Source organism: Streptomyces lusitanus (assembly GCF_042647945.1).
GTDB classification, from domain to species: Bacteria; Actinomycetota; Actinomycetes; order Streptomycetales; family Streptomycetaceae; genus Streptomyces; species Streptomyces pseudogriseolus.
Genome location: NZ_JBHRWL010000003.1, coordinates 182,574 through 197,897 on the forward strand (window position 1 = coordinate 182,574; position 15,324 = coordinate 197,897).

The 15,324-nt window shown below is 72.7% G+C and carries 18 protein-coding genes; 11 read left to right on the plus strand and 7 right to left on the minus strand.

Annotation, left to right across the window (positions count from 1 at the left end; all coding sequences use genetic code 11):
• Positions 1 to 62 precede the first annotated feature (62 nt).
• The 4 genes from ACFOSY_RS05290 (at position 63) to ACFOSY_RS05305 (ending at position 1,713) form a co-directional block, all read left to right on the plus strand.
• Positions 63 to 524 (plus strand): DUF2199 domain-containing protein, encoded by a 462-nt coding sequence (locus tag ACFOSY_RS05290; protein WP_394305783.1) that lies wholly within the window; start codon positions 63 to 65, stop codon positions 522 to 524.
• Positions 508 to 903 (plus strand): GNAT family N-acetyltransferase, encoded by a 396-nt coding sequence (locus ACFOSY_RS05295; RefSeq protein WP_394305536.1) that lies wholly within the window; start codon positions 508 to 510, stop codon positions 901 to 903. The genes ACFOSY_RS05290 and ACFOSY_RS05295 overlap by 17 nt, the downstream gene beginning before the upstream one ends.
• Before the next feature lie 64 nt (positions 904 to 967).
• Positions 968 to 1,123, plus strand: coding sequence for a hypothetical protein (locus ACFOSY_RS05300; protein ID WP_394305537.1), 156 nt, complete (start codon positions 968 to 970; stop codon positions 1,121 to 1,123).
• A 32-nt stretch (positions 1,124 to 1,155) separates the two neighbouring features.
• Complete coding sequence (locus ACFOSY_RS05305) at positions 1,156 to 1,713, plus strand: CbrC family protein (RefSeq protein WP_394305538.1); 558 nt, start codon at positions 1,156 to 1,158, stop codon at positions 1,711 to 1,713.
• A 45-nt stretch (positions 1,714 to 1,758) separates the two neighbouring features.
• On the opposite strand, the gene ACFOSY_RS05310 is transcribed toward ACFOSY_RS05305, so the two are convergent.
• The 3 genes from ACFOSY_RS05310 to ACFOSY_RS05320 form a co-directional block, all read right to left on the minus strand.
• The gene (locus ACFOSY_RS05310; RefSeq protein WP_394305539.1) at positions 1,759 to 2,493 is read right to left on the minus strand and encodes a hypothetical protein; all 735 of its coding nucleotides are present in this window, start codon (positions 2,491 to 2,493) and stop codon (positions 1,759 to 1,761) included.
• A gap of 241 nt (positions 2,494 to 2,734) precedes the next feature.
• Positions 2,735 to 2,986: a twin-arginine translocase TatA/TatE family subunit gene (locus tag ACFOSY_RS05315; RefSeq protein ID WP_394305540.1), complete on the minus strand. Its 252-nt coding sequence runs from the start codon at positions 2,984 to 2,986 to the stop codon at positions 2,735 to 2,737.
• 28 nt (positions 2,987 to 3,014) lie between these two features.
• Positions 3,015 to 3,590, minus strand: a complete 576-nt coding sequence (locus ACFOSY_RS05320) for a TerD family protein (RefSeq protein ID WP_394305541.1) — start codon at positions 3,588 to 3,590, stop codon at positions 3,015 to 3,017.
• 237 nt (positions 3,591 to 3,827) lie between these two features.
• Here ACFOSY_RS05320 and ACFOSY_RS05325 point away from each other — a divergent pair, with 237 nt between their 5' ends.
• Both ACFOSY_RS05325 and ACFOSY_RS05330 read left to right on the plus strand, forming a co-directional pair.
• A complete protein-coding gene (locus ACFOSY_RS05325) occupies positions 3,828 to 4,217 on the plus strand; it encodes a BlaI/MecI/CopY family transcriptional regulator (RefSeq protein ID WP_394305542.1) in 390 nt (129 codons plus the stop codon).
• 6 nt (positions 4,218 to 4,223) lie between these two features.
• Entirely contained in the window at positions 4,224 to 5,168 is a 945-nt protein-coding gene (locus tag ACFOSY_RS05330; RefSeq protein ID WP_394305543.1) for a M56 family metallopeptidase, read from the plus strand.
• Positions 5,169 to 5,239: 71 nt separating this feature from the next.
• On the opposite strand, the gene ACFOSY_RS05335 is transcribed toward ACFOSY_RS05330, so the two are convergent.
• On the minus strand, positions 5,240 to 5,695 hold the full coding sequence (locus tag ACFOSY_RS05335; RefSeq protein WP_394305544.1) for a tellurite resistance TerB family protein: 456 nt from the start codon (positions 5,693 to 5,695) through the stop codon (positions 5,240 to 5,242).
• Between the two features lie 134 nt (positions 5,696 to 5,829).
• Positions 5,830 to 6,828 carry a sporulation protein gene (locus ACFOSY_RS05340; RefSeq protein ID WP_394305545.1) on the minus strand — a complete coding sequence of 333 codons (999 nt, stop codon included), beginning with the start codon at positions 6,826 to 6,828 and terminating at the stop codon, positions 5,830 to 5,832.
• A gap of 279 nt (positions 6,829 to 7,107) precedes the next feature.
• Here ACFOSY_RS05340 and ACFOSY_RS05345 point away from each other — a divergent pair, with 279 nt between their 5' ends.
• A complete protein-coding gene (locus ACFOSY_RS05345) occupies positions 7,108 to 7,866 on the plus strand; it encodes an SDR family NAD(P)-dependent oxidoreductase (RefSeq protein ID WP_394305546.1) in 759 nt (252 codons plus the stop codon).
• Positions 7,867 to 7,963: 97 nt separating this feature from the next.
• On the plus strand, positions 7,964 to 8,473 hold the full coding sequence (locus ACFOSY_RS05350; RefSeq protein ID WP_394305547.1) for a DinB family protein: 510 nt from the start codon (positions 7,964 to 7,966) through the stop codon (positions 8,471 to 8,473).
• 64 nt (positions 8,474 to 8,537) lie between these two features.
• Here ACFOSY_RS05350 and ACFOSY_RS05355 read toward each other — a convergent pair whose 3' ends face one another.
• Positions 8,538 to 9,959, minus strand: a complete 1,422-nt coding sequence (locus tag ACFOSY_RS05355) for an APC family permease (RefSeq protein ID WP_394305548.1) — start codon at positions 9,957 to 9,959, stop codon at positions 8,538 to 8,540.
• A 366-nt stretch (positions 9,960 to 10,325) separates the two neighbouring features.
• Here ACFOSY_RS05355 and ACFOSY_RS05360 point away from each other — a divergent pair, with 366 nt between their 5' ends.
• Positions 10,326 to 11,576, plus strand: a complete 1,251-nt coding sequence (locus ACFOSY_RS05360) for an MFS transporter (RefSeq protein WP_394305549.1) — start codon at positions 10,326 to 10,328, stop codon at positions 11,574 to 11,576.
• Here ACFOSY_RS05360 and ACFOSY_RS05365 read toward each other — a convergent pair.
• The gene (locus ACFOSY_RS05365) at positions 11,559 to 13,979 is read right to left on the minus strand and encodes a SpoIIE family protein phosphatase (protein WP_394305550.1); all 2,421 of its coding nucleotides are present in this window, start codon (positions 13,977 to 13,979) and stop codon (positions 11,559 to 11,561) included. The two genes, ACFOSY_RS05360 and ACFOSY_RS05365, sit on opposite strands and share 18 nt — an antisense overlap.
• Positions 13,980 to 14,118: 139 nt before the next feature.
• Here ACFOSY_RS05365 and ACFOSY_RS05370 point away from each other — a divergent pair, with 139 nt between their 5' ends.
• Both ACFOSY_RS05370 and ACFOSY_RS05375 read left to right on the plus strand, forming a co-directional pair.
• Positions 14,119 to 14,634 (plus strand): GNAT family N-acetyltransferase, encoded by a 516-nt coding sequence (locus ACFOSY_RS05370; protein WP_394305551.1) that lies wholly within the window; start codon positions 14,119 to 14,121, stop codon positions 14,632 to 14,634.
• Positions 14,635 to 14,740: 106 nt separating this feature from the next.
• Entirely contained in the window at positions 14,741 to 15,232 is a 492-nt protein-coding gene (locus tag ACFOSY_RS05375; protein ID WP_394305552.1) for a hemerythrin domain-containing protein, read from the plus strand.
• Positions 15,233 to 15,324: the final 92 nt, after the last annotated feature.

Here is a 15,324-nt window from a genome sequence, read left to right on the forward strand (position 1 = left end):
CCATGGCCAGTGATCTTGGGTTCACCTGTACCGGATGCGGGGCCCGGCACCCCGAATTGCCGATGAACTACTCCGCCGACGCACCGGCCGTGTGGGACGCGGGCCTGGCCGACGCCGACGACTGTCTGCTCTCCTCGGACCAGTGCGTGGTCAGGGCCGAGCACTACTTCGTCAAGGGGCTCGTCGAGGTACCCGTTCTCGGTACCGACGACGTCTTCTCCTGGGGTGTCTGGGTGTCGCTCAGCCGGGCCAACTTCGCCCGCGCCGCGGAACTGTGGGACCAACCCGGCCGTGAGGCCGAGGAGCCCTACTTCGGGTGGCTGACGACCGAGCTGATGGTCTATCCGCAGACGACCCTCAACCTCAAAACGCTCGTGCACACCCGCCCGGTCGGCGAGCGTCCGTACGTCGAGCTCGAGCCGACCGATCACCCCCTCGCCGTCGAGCAGCGCACCGGGATCACCGTGGACCGGGTACGGGAGATCGCCGCGGGCATGCTGCACCCTCATGACGATCACGTATGAGTGGCGGGGCCAGGTCGACAACGACGCCCTGAACGCCTTGCACGCGGAAGGGTTCGGGGGGCCGGCCGGGCGGACGGACTGGCGAGGCAGGCTGGAGCGGCACAGCCTCGGGTGGGTGTGCGCCCGGGACGGCGCGGAGTTGGTCGGGTTCGTCAATGTCGCCTGGGACGGCGGGGTCCACGCCTTCGTGTTGGACACCGTTGTGGCACAGCGGTGCCGTGGCCACGGCGTAGGAACCGCCCTCGTCCGTGCCGCCGCCGAGGGGAGCCGCGCGGCGGGCTGTCAGTGGCTGCACGTCGACTTCGAGGCGCACCTGCGCGCGTTCTACTTCAATGCCTGTGGGTTCAGGGCAACGGCTGCCGGACTCATCGCGCTGTGACCAGTCCCGGCAGCCGTCCCCCGTCGCCCACTACGGGCGGCCGGTACGCGATGCGGACGGCGACGTGACCGGCGTCCGGGTGCTCGACCTGGTCGTCGGGGACGGCGAATACAACGACCGCGCCGACTGGGCGGACCTGACCGCGACCTGCTGGACGGACGCGTCCGTCTCCGCGCGTCACGCCGTCGTCCTGGAACGCCGCGTGCAAGACCTCGCTTGATCAGCGACAAACTCACGGACACACTGCTCCCCATGAGACACGTCCGGGAACCGGCGACGCCTGACGGCCTGCCCTTCTTCCGCTATCACCCGGACCCTGTGGCCACCGGATCCGTCCGCGCGTCCGACGACAGGTGCGCGTGCTGCGAGCGCGGCAGGGGCTGGATCTATACGGCCACCTTCTACACGGCGCACGACGTCGATGGACCGTTGTGCCCGTGGTGCATCGCGGACGGAAGCGCGGCCGAACGTTTCGAGGGTGACTTCACCGACTCCTACGGGCTCGACGGCGTCAGCGAGGACGTCCTGCACGAGGTCACCCGACGCACACCCGGCTTCTCCGCCTGGCAGGATCCGCACTGGCTGGTCCACTGCCAGGACGCGGCGGCCTTCGTCGGCGAGGTCGGGTATGCCGAGCTGGCGGAACACCCGGAAGCGCTGGAGCAGTTGAGGTCGGAGATGCGTCTCATGGGCCTGTACGACGAGGAGCAGATCGAACGCTTCCTGACCCACCTGGGCGGCGGTGCGACCGCCTTGCTCTTTCGCTGCACGGTCTGCGGTGCGCATCTCGCATACGTGGACGCCAGTTAGTGGTCGTCCCTTGCAAGCCCTCGCAAGCGAGAGGTCGGCTCCGGGTCACGTTCGGCGGCGTCTGCGGCGCAGGGCCAAGGGCACGTAGACCATGAGGCTCACCGCAGGAAAGGTGCCCACGAGGACGACGGCCATGACGTTCCCCGACATGCCGTCCAGGACGTCCGTGTTGAGGCCCAGGATGAGGAACACCGCGATCACGGGCCACACGGCGCAGCCTCCCACGGCGATGGAGAGAAGGCCCAACTGTTCGGCCGCCCTTTCGGACTTGGCCGTGACCGCGTCCAGCTTCGTGGTGACCTCCGGGAGCTGCGCCCAGTCCTCTCCGCGCCGCCGGGTCCACATGTCGCGCAGTACCCGCAGCTCCTCGTCGAGGGAGTCCACGGCCCACTCGCTGAGGTGGGGCAGCGCGAGTCGGCGTCCGTCACGGTCGTAGAGCACCATCACGCTCTTGGGCAGGTTGTGCTGATCCGCCCCCGGATTGCGTTCGTTGCGGATTTCCTGCACGTCCTCCCAGGCCACGCGCCTGGTCGTGAACGCCGTCCGGATCAGGATGTGGTCCTCGTAGAGGATCGTCGCCGCCCGGCGGTACGCGGCGGCCACCCAGACGGCCAGGAGGACGATCACCGCGATCACGAGGATCGTGGCCCACAGGGGAACTTCCTCGTCGAACACGAAGGGCAGCGCCGCGGCTGTCAGCCCGGCGCCCGCCGGAATGAGGAACCCGGCCGAGAAACCCCTCGTGACGTCGTACCGCCGCAGGTACGGGTCATCGCTCATCGACTGCTCCCACCCCTTCGTCGCCGCGTGTGATCGCCTTCGTCGACAGAGACGGGCGATGTGACGTCCGCGAGACGCTCAGCTTAGGGGCAGGACAGGGGGCCTCCAACGGCTTCGGCGTGGGGTTCGAGGCGCTCCTGCGCGCGTTCTATTTCGGCGACGGCGCGTGTGGAGTCGAACGGAGACGGCTGCCGGGATGATCGCGTGGTGATCAGATCCGGCAGCCGTCGCCCGTCGTCCACTACAGGCGGCCGGTGTCCCGGCTGCCGTCCGCGTGCGGGTGTTCCGTGCGGTCCGGGATCGTCTCGCCCTGGATGATCCGCGGAGGCGTGTCCGTCGTCTGCCGCTGCTCCGCCTCCTTCATGGCGCGCGCCTCGGCCTTGAGGATGCGGGCCGACTTGCCCGCGTTGCGCGCCAGTTCGGGGCCCTTTCTGGCCAGGACGATCACGACGACGACGATGAGGATGATGGCCAGTTCGCTCAGTCCGAACATGGTCTTCCGCTCCCTCTGTCTCTCCGGGTCAGACGTTCACGCCGAAGTCGGCGGCGATGCCGGCCAGGCCGGAGGCGTAACCCTGCCCGACGGCGCGGAACTTCCACTCGGCGCCGTGCCGGTAGAGCTCGCCGAAGACCATCGCGGTCTCGGTGGACGCGTCCTCGGAGAGGTCGTAGCGGGCGAGCTCCGCGCCGCCGTTCTGGTTGACGATGCGGATGAACGCGTTGCGGACCTGGCCGAAGCTCTGGCCGCGGTTCTCCGCGTCGTGGATGGAGACGGGGAACACGATCCGGTCGATCTCGGCGGGCACGGCCGCGAGGTTCACCTTGACGCTCTCGTCGTCGCCCTCGCCCTCGCCGGTGAGGTTGTCGCCGGTGTGCTCCACCGAACCGTCGGGGCTGCGCAGGTTGTTGTAGAAGACGAAGTGCTGGTCCGACAGCACCTTGCCGGAGGCGTCGAGGAGCAGGGCGGACGCGTCGAGGTCGTAGTCGGTGCCGGTGGTCGTACGGACGTCCCAGCCGAGGCCGACCAGGACGGCGGTCAGACCCGGCGCCTCCTTGCTGAGCGAGACGTTGCCGCCCTTGGACAGGGAAACTCCCACGGTGTGCTCCTTCTTGGCCGGTGCGGTCGGACCCGCGGCTCGGTTCCGGAGCTACGAATCTACATCACTGTAGAGATCGCGGGGCAGGGCATGGGACCGTACTTCACGTACGCCGGTCACGTGCGCCGGTCACGTGCGCCGGTCGCCCGACCCGCACCTGGCGCGCCGCAGGCGGGCCCGCGGGCGTCTATACGATGTCCGCGCGGGAAACGCACGGCGGCAGGAGGGAGACAGGACGTGGGCGAGCAGCGGCAGCGTCCCCGGCGGCGGGGGCAGGGCGAGCTGGAGGCGCTGGTCCTGTCGGCGCTCAAGGAGGCCGACGGCCCGGCCACCGCCGGCTGGGTGCAGGAGCGTCTGGGCGGCGATCTCGCGTACACGACCGTGATCACCATCCTGACCCGGCTGCTGGCCAAGGGCGCCGTCACGCGGGAGCGGTCGGGGCGGTCGTTCGCCTGGACGTGCGCGCTGGACCAGGCGGGGCTGGCCGCCCGGCGGATGCGCAAGGTGCTGGACTCCGAGAGCGACCGTGAGGCCGTGCTGGCCAGTTTCGTGACCGGCCTGGGGCCGGACGACGAGCGGCTGCTGCGGGAGCTGCTGCGTCCGTCGGGGCCCGACGGGGAAGACTGAGGCCTCATGGGGGTCTTCGTCTTCCTGCCGCTGGTGCTGCCGCTGACGGCATGGCCGATCGCGCGCCTGGCCGAGCAGCATCTGCATCCGCGGACCGCGACGCGACTGCTGACCTGGGTGGCCGCGGTGATGGCGGCGTGCAGCACGCTCTGTCTCGCCCTGGTGATGGTGGTCGGCACCGCCCAGCTGCCCGGCAATCCGCTGCCCGACGGCTGGTCGGACCCGGAGGTGCGGGCGGCGGTGCCGTACGACGAGGTGGTGGGCAAGGCGGCGATTCCCGCGCTGTTCGCCGTTCTGGCCGTGTGCGGCCGGACGTGGTGGCGGCACGCGCGGGTGCGCCGCCGGGCCCATCGGGCGCTGGCGGGGCTGCGGGACACGGAGGTGGCCGTCCTGCCGGACGGCGCCCCGTACGCGTACGCGCTGCCGGGCGGCGGCCGGCGGGACCGTGTGGTGGTCACCACGGCCCTGCTGGAGTGTCTGGAACCGGCCGAGCGGCGGGCACTGTTCGCGCATGAGCGGGCGCACCTGTCCGCCCGTCACCATCGCTTCCTGCTCGCGGTGCGCCTGGCCGCGCAGGCCAACCCGTTCCTGCGTCCGCTGCGCACGGCGGTGTCGTTCACGACGGAACGGTGGGCGGACGAGGACGCGGCGCGGACGGTCGGCAGCCGTCGTGCCGTGGCCAGGGCGATCGGCAAGGCGGCGCTGGTGTCCCGGGCCGCCCCGGCCGCCGCGCCGGCGGGTCTGGCCGGTCTGGCCGCGGCGGGCCCGGTGCCGCGCCGGGTGGCCGCGCTGCTCGCGCCCGCGCCGGCGGTGCGCTCGTGGCCCTCGCTCTTCACGGCGGTGGGTGTCGCGGCGTGGGGTGCGGCCACGGGGGCCGCCGTGTCGGCGATGTCGTCCGCGAACTCGGCGGTGACGATGGTCCTCATCCTGCACGCCGCCACACCGTTGTGACCGTAGGCGCGTGAGATGCGTGGAGGGCCGGCACCGTGCGGGTGCCGGCCCTCCGTGCGTCGTACGGTCGGTCAGAGGTCGAACTCGTGGGGCGGCAGGTCCAGCGCGTAGCACGCCTCGCGGACCACGGCCCGCTCGTCCGCGTCGAAGTCGCCGTCCGCGCCGCCGATGACGATGCCGATCTGGATCACGGCCCGTGCCTCGGCGGGCTTCTTCTTCGCCTTGGCGATCTCCTGGAGGACGCTCACCTTGCCGAAGCCGAAGTCGGTGGTGAGCTTGTTCAGGTTGTCCTCGAAGCGGCGGCGCAGGTCGTCGGCGGGGAAGTTACGCAGCACCTCGTTGGTGGCGATGAGCTGGGCGACGCGCTGACGCTCGGCGGGGTCGACGGTGCCGTCGGCGGCGGCGACGAGCGCGCACATCGCCATGCTCGCGTCCCGGAAGGCGCCGCTCCTCAGGTCGTTCTTCTTCGCCATGAGCTGGGTCTGCATCGAGGATGCGGACTCCTTGAGGCGGTCCCACAGGGCCATGAGAGCTCCGTACGTGTCGGGCGGGAGCCCGGACGGAAGGGGGTCGTCCGGGCTCCCATTACTTCTACAACACTGTAGAAGTTACCAGGAGTGGACGGCTGATGCGATCAACCGCGCCTCCCGGCGGACCGTCCTCAGTCCTCGCCCCCCTCCTCCTCACCCTCGAAGAAGTCACCGACCTCGTCGACGACTTCGGCCGCGACCATGCCGCCGACGACACCGACGGCCAGCCCCGCCGCGCCCGCCGCGACGGCGGTACCCACACCCGGACCGCTTCCGCGCTCGCCTTCGTGGCCGTGGTGGTCGTGGTGCTCCTGGACCGCGTACGGGGCGCCGTGACCGTGGACGCCGTGATGTCCGTACGCCGCCCGGTGTTCGGTCAACTGACGTACCCAGGCGTCCACTTCCGCGTTCCAGTCGCGCGAGTCGTGGTGGCCGACGGTGAAGCGGGTCAACGCGTCGTGGCCGCCGGAGAAGAGGCCGCCGCGCTTGTCGGCCTCCAGGACCACCTCGATGCCGGCCGGGCCGGCCAGGAAGGTCACCTCGATCTCGTTGACCTGGTGGGCGTACCGGGGCGCCGGGGTGAGCTCGATCTCCTGATAGAACGGCAGTCGCTGGCCGGTGCCGGCGATGTGGCCGTACTCGAGGTCCGCGGACCTGAAGCCGAACCCGAGCTGCCCGAACGCCTCGAGGACGGCCTCCTGGACGGGCAGCGGGGCGATGCTCAGCGGGTCCAGGTCGCCCTTGTCCCGGGCACCGGCCACCGCGAGTTCGGTGCGCACGCCGAGAACGATGCCGAGCGGCTGGCCGTGCAGTTCGGTGACCGGCGTCTCCCACGGCAGCGTCACCGAGAAGGGGACACTGTGCCGCTGCCCCGCGGCGAGGCGGAAACCGCCGCCGACGGTGACCCGTTCGAAGGCGACGACGCCCTCGCTCTCACCCTCGGCGTGCTCGGCCTCGACCCGGGCCACCAACTCCAGGGTGAGGTGCTCGATCTCGAAGTCGGTCTGCCCGCCCTCGAGATGGACCCGGCCGGTCAGTGCGCCACCGGGCCGGGCCGGTCCCGGGTCGAGGACCGTGTCGACCGTGGGGCCGCCCACCCCGAGAGATCCGAGCAGTCGTTTGAACACCATGGTGGCGTCCACTCCTTTGTGCGTGCGTGCGTAAGTCCGGCCCGTCGTCGGCAGGCCGTTTCTACAGACGCGTAGAAGCATAAGACGCGGCCGCCCCGTGTCCCGCGTGATCAGGAAGGGCTCGCCGGAAACGGCCGAAAACACCCAGGCGAACGGCGCGGGAGGATCGAGCAAGAGACGAGGAGGATCGTTGTTTCCCGTCGGCCGGCCGCGCGGTTGCCTGGAGGTGTCACTTTCCGCACGGAGCCCGCGTGCTCCGAGGCCTCAGGGAGGCACATCATGAAGGTTGCCGTCGTCACCGGCGCAAGCTCGGGCATCGGGCGCAGTGCGGCCGTGGAGATCGCACGGCGGGGGTCGGGCACCATCCTGACCTGGAGTTCCAACGAACAGGGCGCCAAGGAGACCGTCCGGGAGATCGAACGGCTGGGCGGCACCGCCGTGGCGCTGCCGCTGGACATCGCCGACACGGCCGGCTTTCCGGCCTTCCGCGAGGACGTGGCCGGTGCGCTGCGCGAGACGTTCGGGCGGGACTCGTTCGACCAGCTGGTCAACAACGCGGGGTTCGCCGGGTCGGCGCTGATCGAGGACACCACCGAGCAGGCGTTCGACCGGCTGACCGCGGGGCTGTTCAAGGGCCCGTTCTTCCTCACGCAGACCCTGCTGCCGCTGCTCGCCGACGGCGCCGCGATCGTCAACGTGACCAGCAACTCGGCCCTCCCCCACGTGACCGAGCCGGGGTACTCCGTCTACGCCTCCCTCAAGGGCGCCATGATCGTCCTCACCCGGTACATGGCCAAGGAGTTCAGCGCCCGCGGCATCCGCGTCAACGCCGTCGCCCCCGGCGCCACCCGCACCCGTTTCGGCGACGACGCCTTCGCCCGGCACCCCGAGATCGTCCCGGAGCTGGCACGGCAGTTCGCATTCGGGCGGATCGGCGAGCCCGACGACATCGGCCTGGCCGTCGCGGCGCTGGTGTCCGAGGAGGGGCGCTGGATCACCGGCCAGAACATCGAGGTGTCGGGCGGCCACCACCTCTGACCCGGCCCGCACGAGGGTCCCGCACAGGGCCCCCGCCGGGTGCGCGTCGCGGGGCGGGCATACTCGTACGCCCACGTACGCGAAGGAGTTCACCGCAGTGACGAGCGACAGCCGGGTCGGACCGCCCCTTTTCGGCAGCGAGCGCGAGACGCTGCGCGCCTTCCTCGACTACCACCGGGCGACCCTCGCCATGAAGTGCGAGGGGCTCGGCGACGAGGAGCTGCGGCAGCGGTCGATGCCGCCGTCCACGCTGTCGCTGCTCGGGCTGGTGCGGCACATGGCCGAGGTGGAACGCGCCTGGTTCCGCCGGGTGTTCCAGGACAACGACGCGCCCATGGTCTGGTCGGACACGGTCGACTTCCAGGCCGCGTACGACGCCGACGCGTCGACCCGGCGGGAGGCGTTCACGGCATGGGAGGCGGAGGTGGAGAACTCGCGCCGGATCGAGCGGGAGGCGCCCTCCCTCGACCAGGCCGGGCACCAGCCGAGGTGGGGCGAGGACGTGTCGCTGCGGATGGTGATGCTGCACGTCCTGCTGGAGTACGCCCGTCACAACGGGCACGCCGACTTCCTGCGCGAGGGCGTCGACGGGACCGTGGGCGCCTGACGACAACCGGGGCCCGTCACGACCGTGGGCGCCTGACGGGGCGGGGCCCGTAGCGCCGCCACGGTCAGCCGGGCTGCGGGGCGTCCTCGTCCACGCCCCGGTCCGCCTCCTTCTCCGCCCCATTCTCCGCGCCCTCCCCCGCCCTCCGCGAGCGCCGCGCGACGCTGATCGCGGCCAGCACCATGCCGACCGCCACGATCGCGAGGCCCCGCAGCCACACCGCCGCCTCGATCTGCGTGGCGAGCAGCACGCAGGACGCGATGCCCAGCACCGGCAGGACGACCGGCGTGCGGAAGTGGTCGGCCTCCCCCGGGTCGCGCCGCAGCACCAGCACCGCGGTGTTGACCATGAGGAAGACGACGAGCAGCAGCAGGACCAGGGTGGACGCGAGGGTGGCGACACTGCCGGTGAGGGCGAGGAGCATCGCCAGACCGGTGGTGACCGCGATGGCGGCCCACGGGGTGCGGCGGCCCGGCAGGACCTTGGTCAGCGTGCCCGGCAGCAGCCCGTCCTTCGCCATGCCGTAGGCGAGGCGGGAGGACATGATGCCGGTCAGCAGGGCGCCGTTGGCCACGGCGACGAGCGCGATCGCGCTGAACAGCCTGGGCGGCACGCCGCCCGCCTCCTTCACGACCTCCAGCAGCGGCCCGCTGGACCCGGCCAGTCGGTCGGTCGGCACGGCGGCGGACGCGGCCAGGCCGACCAGCACGTACACGGCGCCGGCGGTGGCCAGCGCGCCGAACAGGGCGCGCGGGTAGGAGCGGCGCGGGTCGCGGGTCTCCTCGGCGACGTTCACCGAGGTCTCGAACCCGACGAACGAGTAGTACGCCAGCACGGAGCCGCTCAGCACGGCGGCCGCCGCGCCCTTCTCCGGCGTGCCGAGCTCGGTGAGGCGTCCCAGGTCGCCGTCGCCGCGCAGCAGCAGCCACGCGCCGAGCACGACGACGACGGCCAGGCCGCCCACCTCGACGACGGTGGCGACGACGTTGGCGCGGGTGGACTCCTTGATGCCGCGCGCGTTGACCAGCGCCAGCAGGCCCAGGAAGACCACGGCGACCAGCCCCACCGGCAGGGTGACGAAGGCCGACAGGTAGTCGCCGCCGAAGCCGCGGGCGAGGGCCGCCACCGAGACGATGCCGGCGGCGAGCATGCAGAAGCCCGCGACGAACCCGGCGAACGGCCCGAAGGCGCGCGTCGCGTAGTGGGAGGCGCCGCCGGCCCGCGGATACTTCGTCGCCAGCTCGGCGTACGAGGCGGCGGTCAGCAGCGCCAGCAGCAGGGCGACGACGAGCGGCACCCACACCGCTCCCCCGGCGTCGGCGGCGACCTGTCCGACCAGGACGTACACGCCGGCGCCGAGCACGTCGCCCAGGATGAAGAAGTACAGCAGCGGGGTCGTCAGCGCGCGCTCGAGAGCCGTCGGCTCCTGTCCCGTTCCCTGCGCGCCCGCCCGCGTCCCTGACCTGTCACCGACTCGTCTCGCCATACGGCACCGTGTCCCCCGTACCGCAGAAAACACGCCCGCCGGTGTGAGGGCGCGGGGATGGACCGCGTCACACCGGGCACGGGACGCGGACGGCGGGTGCGCGCTAGGGTGCCGGGGTCACCCGGTACCCCCGTGAGGAGCCGCGCACATGGTCGGTCGTCCGAGCACGCGTTGACGTCGTAGACCCGCTGGTCCGTCATCGCGTGCTGCCTCTGTTGTCGCGGCACGGCGAGTTCCTTTCTCCCCCGTACCACCGGCGCCCCCTGGTGTGCCCCGGTGGCGGGGTCCGTCCGCGCTGCCGCAGGGGTGTCCGTGCCGCCGTTCCGTTCCCGTACCTCGTCCGTTCCCTCCTCTTCCCCGGCCGGTTTGTGGCGTGACCGCTCCTTCCGCCGGCTGTGGGCGGGGCAGACCGCCTCGCAGTTCGGTGAGCACACGGCCGTGGTGGTGCTGCCGCTCGTCGCGGTGGTGACGCTGGGCGCCGAGGCCGGTCAGCTGGGGGTGCTGCGGGCCGTGTCCCAGGCGCCCGTGCTGCTGCTCGCGCTGTTCGTGGGCGCGTGGGTGGACCGGTGGCGGACGCGCACGGTGATGGCCGCGGCCGACGCGGGCCGTGCCGTCGTCCTGGGTGCGGTGTCCGTGGCCGCCGTCACCGGCCGGCTGAATCCGGCGTCGCTCGCGGTCGCGGCCGTCGCGGTGGGGACGCTGTCCGTGTTCTTCGACGTGGCGTACCAGGCGTCCGCGGTGCGGCTGGTGGCGCGCGAGGAGCTGGTACGGGCGAACAGCGCGCTGGAGGGCAGCCGTTCCGCCGCGCAGACCGGAGGTCCCGCTCTGGGCGGGGGGCTGGTGTCGCTGCTGTCGGCGCCGGTCGCGGCGGCGTGCGGTGCGGTGTTCTTCGCGGTGTCGTTCCTGTCGGTCCGGCGGATCCGGCGCGCCGAGTCCGTTCCGGGGACTGCCCCGGGAGGCTCCGGCGTGTGGTCGCGGATGCGGGACGGGTGGCGTTTCGTCGTGGGGGACGCGGTGCTGCGGGCGGTGTGCCTGGCGTCGGCCGCGTTCCAGTGCGCGTTCTCGGCCGCGACGACCGTGTACCTGCTGTTCCTGCCGCGGGACCTGGCGCTGCCCGGCGCCGCCGTCGGCGTGGTGCTGGCGGCGGTCGGGCCGGGCGCGCTGCTGGGCTCCGTGCTGGCGGCCCGGCTGCCCCGGCGGTTCGGGTACGGGCGGGTGCTGGTCGCGGCCGCCGCCGTGGGCGACGGTGTGTGGCTGTGCCTGCCGGCGCTGCGCGGCGCGCCCTCGGTCACCGTGCCGGTGCTGTGCGGGGTGGGGCTGGTGTTCGGGGCGGGGGGTCAGCTGGTGAACGTCATGGTCATGGCCGTACGGCAGACGGTGACGCCCGACGGGATGCAGGCGCGGGTGGCCGCGACGATCACGTTCGTGGGGATGGGGACGTCCCCGCTCGGCGCGCTGCTCGGCGGGCTGCTCGCGGAGACATGGGGGACGCGCGCGGCCCTTACGGTGACGGCCGCGGGGATGCTGGTGTCGCCGGCGGTGATGGCGGTGTCGCCGCTCGGCCGGCTGGGGCGGACGCTGCCTCCGGGGTGCGGCGGCTCAGGCGGCGTCGAGTGAGACGGGCGCCGGCAGGGCGCGGGCGGAGGGCCGGGGCGGGCGGGGGTAGTCCAGTTCGGCCCAGACGACCTTGCCGCCGGGGACCGGGCGGGCGCCCCACCGGCGGGAGAGTTTCGCGACGAGGTAGAGGCCCCGGCCGCCCTCGTCCGTGGTGAGCGCGAGGCGCGGGTGCGGGGTGAGGGTCCGCCCGCCGTCGCCCACCTCGACGGTCAGCGTCTTGTCGCGCAGCAGCCGCAGGCCGACGGGCCCGCCGCCGTGCCGGACGGCGTTGGTGACGAGTTCGCTGACGATCAGTTCCGTGGCGTCCACGAGTCCGTCGAGGCCCCACTCCGTCAGCCGGCGGGCCGCGAGGGCGCGGGCGGTGCGGACGGCCCTCGGGTCGCCGTCCAGGGTCCAGGAGGCTTCCGTGTCCGGTCCGAGCGCGTGGGTGCGGGCGAGGAGGAGGGTGACGTCGTCGCACGGCTCGCCGCCGGCCAGGGTGCGGGTGGCCGCGTCGCACAGCTCCTCCAGGGAGGGGCCCGGCCCGGTGAGGGCGGTGGCGAGCCGGCGCATGCCCTCGTCCAGGTCGTGCGCGCGGGTGTCGATCAGCCCGTCGGTGTAGAGGGCGAGGACGCCGTGCTCGGGCAGTTCCACCTCCACGGCCTCGTAGGGGTCGCCCAGGCCGACGCCGAGGGGGGCGCCCGTGGGGAGGTCCAGGTAGCGGACGCGGCCCTCGGGGTCGACGACCGCGGGCGGGGGGTGTCCTGCGGACGCCAGGGCGCAGCGGCGGGTGGCGGGGTCGTAGACGGCGTAGAGGCAGGTGGCGCCGGCCACCGCGGGAACCTGTTCCGGTGCGTCGCAGTCCTCCTCGCCGAGGCGCTGGACGGTGTCGTCGAGGTGCGCCAGGAGGTCGTCGGGCGGGAGTTCCAGCCCGGCGAGGGTGCGGACGGCGGTGCGGAGGCGGCCCATGGTCGCGGCGGCGTGCAGGCCGTGTCCGACCACGTCGCCGACGACGAGCGCCACGCGCGCGCCGGACAGCGGGATGACGTCGAACCAGTCACCCCCGACGGAGTGGTCGACGTCCGCGGGCAGGTAGCGGGAGGCCACGTCGACGGCCGTGCCGCCTTCCGGGCGGCGGGGCAGCAGGGTGCGCTGGAGGGCGAGTGCGGCGTTGTGCTTGCGCGTGTACTGGCGGGCGTTGTCGAGCGACTGGGCGGCGCGGCCGACGAGGTGTTCGGCGAGGAGCAGGTCGGTGTCGTCGAACGGCTCGGACTCGTGGGTGCGGACGAACAGCGCCACGCCGAGCAGGGCGCGCCGTGCCCGGATGGGTACGGCCATGATCGAGTGCATGCCGTGTTCGCGCACCCTGCGTGCCAGCGCGGGCACCGTGCCGACCCACGGCTCGGGGGCGTCGTCGTGGATCTGCTCCAGCCGGGCCCGCCCGGCGCGCAGGACTCCGGCCAGGGGTGAGACCGGCGGCACCTGTACCAACTCGCCGCGCATCCAGGGGGATTCGGGCACGCCCCGGTGGACGGAGGCGAGTCCGGCGCGCCGCAGGCCGGGCAGTGTGCTGCCGGCCGCGCCGACGCGGACCGGCGGTCCCTGGCCGAACGACACCGACTGTTCCAGGTCGACGGCGACGTAGTCGGCGAGCAACGGCACGGCGGCGTCGGCCAGTTCCTGGCTGGCCTGCATCACGTCGAGGGTGCTGCCGAGGCGCGTGCCGGCCCGGTCGAGCACGGCGAGCCGCTCACGGGCGCGCCGCTGCCGTACGACGTCCACGCTGATCGCGCACACGCCCAGGGCGTGGCCGTCGGCGTCCTGGAGGCACTGGAACGCGACGGCGCAGGCGTGTTCGCGGTCCGTGCCGATGGGCAGTCCGGTCCGGTACTCGTGGACCTCGGTGGTGGTGCTGTGCAGCGCCTGCCGCATCACGGCTTCGAGCACGTCGGCCTCGGGCCCCGGCCGGGTGTCGCTCACCCGCTGCCCGAGCCGCTCGCCGGCCGGGACGCCGTCATGGTGCTCCGCCGTGTCGTTCACCCATGCGCAGCGCAGGTCCGGGTCGCGGACGACGACCCCGACGGGTTCGCCGTCGGGCGGTGCGGCCGCGTCCACCAGGGACACCAGGCGGCGTACGGCTCCGTGCGGGCCGCGCAGACGGGAGACGCGGAGGGTGACGTCGAGGAGGCGTCCGTCGCGGTGACGGATCCTGGCCGGGCCGGGCCGGCCGTCGCGGGCGGGCAGCCGGTCGGCGACGCCGGGCAGGAGGCGGGCGGCGGTGCGGCCCACCGCCTCGCCCGGCGCGTGTCCGGTGAGCCGGCGGGCCGCCAGGGTCCACGCGGTCACCGTCCCGTCGTCGTCGAGTACGACGAGCGCGGTGTCGGAGAGATCGGCGCCGCTCATCGGCTGGTCCAGAGTCACCATGGTGGGTCCGGCTTCGGTCGTGGTGGATCGGTTCCCGCCCCTCGTCAGTACGTGACCGGACGGGACGTCTGCGCGTGACAGGCCCCGCCGGGGCGCGCGAGTCAGTAGGGTCCGGTCAAGGCTCAGCGAGGAGGGCGCCGTGCGGCTGCGGGATGTGGTGGCGGACGACGTGGACGCGTACGTCCGGATGCGGTGCGACCCGGTGATGATGGCCGGACTGGGCGGTCCGCTGCCCCGGGAGGGCATGGCGGACAAGGTGCGCCGGGACGCCCGGGACGCGGCGGCCGACGTCGCGTGGATCAAGATGATCGTGCCCGACCCGGCCGCCCCCGAGGTGGTGGCCGGTTCGGTGACCGTCTGGTCGCACGACTCGGGGGACGGGCCGATCGCGGAGATCGGCTGGATGGTCCTCCCGGAGTTCCAGGGCCGCGGCCTGGGCAAGCGCGCGACCCGCGTACTGCTGGAGCGGGCCCGTGACGAGGACCGCTGGGGTGTCGTGCACGCGTTCCCGGCCACGGGCAACGGCGCCTCGAACGGCATCTGCCGCTCCCTCGGCTTCCGCTTCGTCGCGGAGCGGGAGGTCGTGTTCGCGGGCCGGGTCCTGCGGTCCAACCACTGGGCGATCGACCCGCGCAGCGACCTCACGCCGGGGTGACCGGCCGGCGGCCCCTGAGCGCCGCACGGGAAATCGGGAGTACTCAGACCGGCGGGACGGGGCATGCGGTAGTCGCCGAGTCCGCTCAACGTAAGGAGTCAGTCCCATGCCGGAGACGTCGGACGTCGTCGAGCTCATCCTCCAGGACCACCGCCGCATGGAGGAGCTGTTCCGCCGGATGCGCAGTGTCGAGGACGACCGGGGCGCCGCGCTGCGCGAGTTCTCGGACCTGCTCGTCGCGCACGCGCTGGCCGAGGAGTCCAAGGTCTACCCCGCGCTGAAGCGGTACAAGAACATCGAGGACGACGAGGTAGAGCACGGCGAGGAGGAGCACGAGGAGGGCAACGAGGCCCTGCTGGCCCTGCTCGAGGTGGAGGAGATCGGCGGCGACAAGTGGGACGAGAAGCTGGAGGAGCTCGTCGAGGCGGTCACGCACCACGCCGACGAGGAGGAGCGCACGATCCTCAACGGGGCCCGGGAGAACGTGGCGATGGAGCGCCGTGAGGAGCTGGGCAAGGCGTTCTGGGAGGAGCGGGGGCGACAGCTCGCGTCCGGCTGCGGTGCGGTGGACAACGTCCGCAAGATCGTCGAGTCCTGACGCCACCCGTCCGGCTCCGTACGGCCGTACGCCGCACGAAAGGCCGGCCCACCCCCGTGCGGGGAGGGCCGGCCTTCGTCACGTCCCGGGCC

Coding starts and splice junctions, on each gene's coding strand:
- ACFOSY_RS05355 (WP_394305548.1), bottom strand. CDS start 9,959: ATGGCGAGACGAGTCGGTGACAGGTCAGGGACGCGGGCGGGCGCGCAG.
- ACFOSY_RS05375 (WP_394305552.1), top strand. CDS start 14,741: ATGCCGGAGACGTCGGACGTCGTCGAGCTCATCCTCCAGGACCACCGC.
- ACFOSY_RS05365 (WP_394305550.1), bottom strand. CDS start 13,979: ATGGTGACTCTGGACCAGCCGATGAGCGGCGCCGATCTCTCCGACACC.
- ACFOSY_RS05295 (WP_394305536.1), top strand. CDS start 508: ATGACGATCACGTATGAGTGGCGGGGCCAGGTCGACAACGACGCCCTG.
- ACFOSY_RS05290 (WP_394305783.1), top strand. CDS start 63: ATGAACTACTCCGCCGACGCACCGGCCGTGTGGGACGCGGGCCTGGCC.
- ACFOSY_RS05330 (WP_394305543.1), top strand. CDS start 4,224: ATGGGGGTCTTCGTCTTCCTGCCGCTGGTGCTGCCGCTGACGGCATGG.
- ACFOSY_RS05310 (WP_394305539.1), bottom strand. CDS start 2,493: ATGAGCGATGACCCGTACCTGCGGCGGTACGACGTCACGAGGGGTTTC.
- ACFOSY_RS05345 (WP_394305546.1), top strand. CDS start 7,108: ATGAAGGTTGCCGTCGTCACCGGCGCAAGCTCGGGCATCGGGCGCAGT.
- ACFOSY_RS05335 (WP_394305544.1), bottom strand. CDS start 5,695: ATGGCCCTGTGGGACCGCCTCAAGGAGTCCGCATCCTCGATGCAGACC.
- ACFOSY_RS05340 (WP_394305545.1), bottom strand. CDS start 6,828: ATGGTGTTCAAACGACTGCTCGGATCTCTCGGGGTGGGCGGCCCCACG.
- ACFOSY_RS05315 (WP_394305540.1), bottom strand. CDS start 2,986: ATGTTCGGACTGAGCGAACTGGCCATCATCCTCATCGTCGTCGTCGTG.
- ACFOSY_RS05305 (WP_394305538.1), top strand. CDS start 1,156: ATGAGACACGTCCGGGAACCGGCGACGCCTGACGGCCTGCCCTTCTTC.